This is a genomic window from Rhodovarius sp. (assembly GCF_040399605.1).
GTDB lineage: Bacteria > Pseudomonadota > Alphaproteobacteria > Acetobacterales > Acetobacteraceae > Rhodovarius > Rhodovarius crocodyli_A.
Map to the genome: position 1 here is coordinate 1 of NZ_JBBARU010000153.1, position 3,116 is coordinate 3,116.

The 3,116-nt window shown below is 67.1% G+C and carries 6 protein-coding genes; all 6 read right to left on the reverse strand.

Annotated features, from left to right (window positions below):
* A partial coding sequence (locus tag ABWP84_RS18480) for a hypothetical protein (protein ID WP_353213491.1) occupies positions 1-220 on the reverse strand: 220 nt, incomplete at its 3' end.
* Between the two features lie 10 nt (positions 221-230).
* Positions 231-1,400 carry a hypothetical protein gene (locus tag ABWP84_RS18485; RefSeq protein WP_353213492.1) on the reverse strand — a complete coding sequence of 390 codons (1,170 nt, stop codon included), beginning with the start codon at positions 1,398-1,400 and terminating at the stop codon, positions 231-233.
* Positions 1,401-1,437: 37 nt separating this feature from the next.
* Positions 1,438-1,896, reverse strand: coding sequence for a hypothetical protein (locus ABWP84_RS18490; RefSeq protein ID WP_353213493.1), 459 nt, complete (start codon positions 1,894-1,896; stop codon positions 1,438-1,440).
* Positions 1,893-2,213: a hypothetical protein gene (locus tag ABWP84_RS18495; protein WP_353213494.1), complete on the reverse strand. Its 321-nt coding sequence runs from the start codon at positions 2,211-2,213 to the stop codon at positions 1,893-1,895. Before ABWP84_RS18495 ends, ABWP84_RS18490 begins: the two co-directional genes overlap by 4 nt.
* Positions 2,210-2,605 (reverse strand): 3TM-type holin, encoded by a 396-nt coding sequence (locus ABWP84_RS18500; RefSeq protein WP_353213495.1) that lies wholly within the window; start codon positions 2,603-2,605, stop codon positions 2,210-2,212. The genes ABWP84_RS18495 and ABWP84_RS18500 overlap by 4 nt, the downstream gene beginning before the upstream one ends.
* Positions 2,602-3,003, reverse strand: coding sequence for a M15 family metallopeptidase (locus ABWP84_RS18505; RefSeq protein WP_353213496.1), 402 nt, complete (start codon positions 3,001-3,003; stop codon positions 2,602-2,604). The genes ABWP84_RS18500 and ABWP84_RS18505 overlap by 4 nt, the downstream gene beginning before the upstream one ends.
* Positions 3,004-3,116 lie beyond the last annotated feature (113 nt).

A 3,116-nucleotide genomic window follows, 5' to 3' on the forward strand; every position in this document is an offset into this window, starting at 1 on the left:
CGGCCAAATTATCTGGCGCCAATTCGCGCAAGCCATCGCGCAGCGCGCCACGCAGCCGCCAGGGGCCAATCAGCTGCGCGCCAGCACCGGCCATATCGGCCTTGAACATCTGCTGCTCCAGCACCGTCAGCGGCGCCAGGGTGTAGCTGCGGGCGGCATCGGCCTCGCCCAGCACCATCTCCTCGCTCTGTCGGCGGGAGAAAATCACGGTTTCGGTCATGGGTTGGTCCTCAGTATTGGCACAGAAAGAAGCTGGCATCGGTGATATTCGCCTCGGCGCGGATCTCGTTGGTGCGCAGGCCGCCGCGATCGCCCGGGTCGGCCGCCAGCAGGCGCACTGCCGGCATGGTCACACTGAAACGGTTGCCAGCATTGCCCGGCACCACGGCAAAGAGCGCGCCGCCGGTGCCATTGCGGAAATTGTTGAACAGGGCGACTTGGCCGGTGGTGTCCATGCTGGGGTTAAGCGTCGCCATCACGCCGCGGGTGATCGGGACGGCCGGGTCAAAACCATCCTGCGCCTCCGGATTATCCGGCAGCACAGTGCCCACGCCTGCATCGACCGACAGGTTCTTAAGCTTGGCGGTATTGCCCAGCAGATTGGCGCGCCCACCAACCCAGCGCGGCGGGGTGGTGGCTGTCGAGGCATTCAGCGCGGCTGGCAGCGCTACCGTGGTGACGGAGACGAATTGGCCACGCAGCGAGAAGGCCAGCATGCCAATGCCGCCGGCCTCGAGATCAAGCTTTACCGAGCCGACGCAGCCGGTAAAAATCCACAACAGGCCATCGCTGTAGAGATAGAGCGTGACGGTCTTGTAGACCGATTCATCGGAGGTGGGCCGATAGAGGACATTGGGCGGGATTTGCATCAGCGTGGTGGTGCTGAGCGCGGTGCCGAAGGTCTCGCCAAAACTGGCAACGCGGCCTGTGGTCCAGCCCGTGATCGGGCTGACGGCGCCGGCGGCCGGGTTGCCGGTGAGAATGCCGGGGATGCCGCGATAGATATTGGCGACGCTGCTGAAGGCGACTGGGAAAGTGGCGCTATTGGTGGTGCCAGCGGTGGCGGCGGTTGCGACCACGCCGACGGCGTCGGTCACCTCCTCGAAGGTGCAGGCGCGCATGAGGCGGCCCCAACTGGGCGCGGTGCCGGCGGTGCCCGAGCCGCGCATTGGCACCATGAGATCAATGGTGGGGCTGAGGCTGCCGACGATGCCCGGCAATCCGTCCAGGGCGCCGGAGAAGCTTGGGTCGGTCACTACGTTGGGGCCAAAGCGGGCCTGGGCGCTGCCGAGGATGAAATCACCGGCGACGGGCGAGCCCGCGATGGAATCGGTGCCTGGCGTGGTCTCGATCTTGGCGGCGATGGCCGAAAAGCGCGTGCGGACAAGCGAAAGGCTCATGGCAATCTCCTATGGGAATGAGGGGATAGGGGCAGGATCAGCTGGCCCAGGGCCCGCCGCTGGGACCGATGGCGAGCATGCTAAAGCGGGCGAGGAACTCGCCGGCCGGCTGCGCGGAGGCATCGTTGTCATAGAGGCTGAACTCGGCGCCTTGCTCGGAGACATCGCCGAGGCCTGGGGTGCTGGGTATCCAGCCAGCCAGGGTCTGGACCAGTTGCGCATGCAGAAGGCAGAGCGCCTGCTCGGCGGCGAGGTCGGTGGCGGCGCTGACAAAGCCGGTCACCGAGAAGGCCAGACGATAATGGGTCAGGCCGGGTTCCTCGGTCTCATCCGCCTGCCATTCCTCGCCGCGGAGGATGAGCCGCGGCAGGGTGTCGGTATCGACATCAACGGGCGCGCGGCGGGCGCGTTCCACGATCATGCCCGGCATTGTGCTTGTGAGGCGTTGAGCGATCGCAGCGAGGCCAGCCTCGCGCAGTGGCAGGCTGCCCGTCATGATATGCGCGCCAGGCCGAGGCGGCAGGTCAGGCCGAGCGGGTCAGGCTCCACCGTCTCCACGCGATATGTGGCGGCGGCCAAGCGCAGCAGGTCGCCGCGTCGGGGCGGCTGGGCCAGGTCGGCAGCACGGATGGTGGCCTGGATAGCGATTGCCCGGCCGCTGGTGGCACCCAGGCCCGGCACCAACTCCGCCGGCGTCGACAGAAGGACGCGAGCGGGCTGCCAGGTGCCACCGGCTGCTGCCTGCCATTCTGCGTCGCTGCCCATGTTCGAGTCTGCCAGCAGCGTGGCCATGGCGGCATCAAAGGCGCTCATCGCCGCGGTGCCACGGCAGCGGCGATTTGCGGCGCCACCTTCTCAATGCTGCGGCCGATGACATAGCCGCCAAGCCCCAGTTGCACGATGTCCCAGAGCTTGAGCACCTCGGCCTCTGAGATGCCAGGCGCTGACCAGCCCAGCCAGCGGGCGACAATCAGCCCGCCAAAGGTGAGCATCAGGATCGGCCGCCAGCAGGCTGCCAGCAAATGCTCGGATTGCGCCTCGGCCTTGATGATATCGCCGGCCGCGGCATTCAGGCTGGCCTGCTGGCTGAGCAGGGCCATAACCATGTCCTGCTGAGCCTTGGCGGCCTCAGCTGGGTCGGGGAACCAGCGCTTGAACAGATCGCCGAGGACAGGCAGCCGGGCGGGCAGAAGGGCTGCGATCATGGATAGCTCCTGCGATCGAGTTCGAAATGCGGCCCGTCCGGGAAGGAGGCCCAATCGCCACCCCACAGCAGGGCGACACCCTCTTCATGCGCGGCGGCCTTCATGGCGGCGGCTAGCTGGCGGGCCAGCGGCCAGTCCCAGCGCACCTCGCCACTGCCGGGCACGCCATCACCATCATCCAGCCAATAGGCCAGATCGACGGCATGACCGGTGATGTGCCGGCTGTTCATGGTGCGGGAGGCGCCAGCCTGGACAAGCTTGGCTTGGCGTTCCTTGCTCCGCAGGCCCTCCACAACAATGAAGGGCACTACGAGGCGAGCCCGCTCGACCACCCGCACCAGGTCGGGATGCACCCCGGCCAGGCGCTGCTGGTCGCGGATGCTGAGGGGCGAACGCATGCTTAAGCCCCCGAGGCCGGCACGCGCTCGGTCCACACCCGCGCCGTGGCATCGGCTGCCAGCGCCGCCAGGGTGGCGATGCCAACATGGTAATTGCCGGTGGCGGTGGTGGT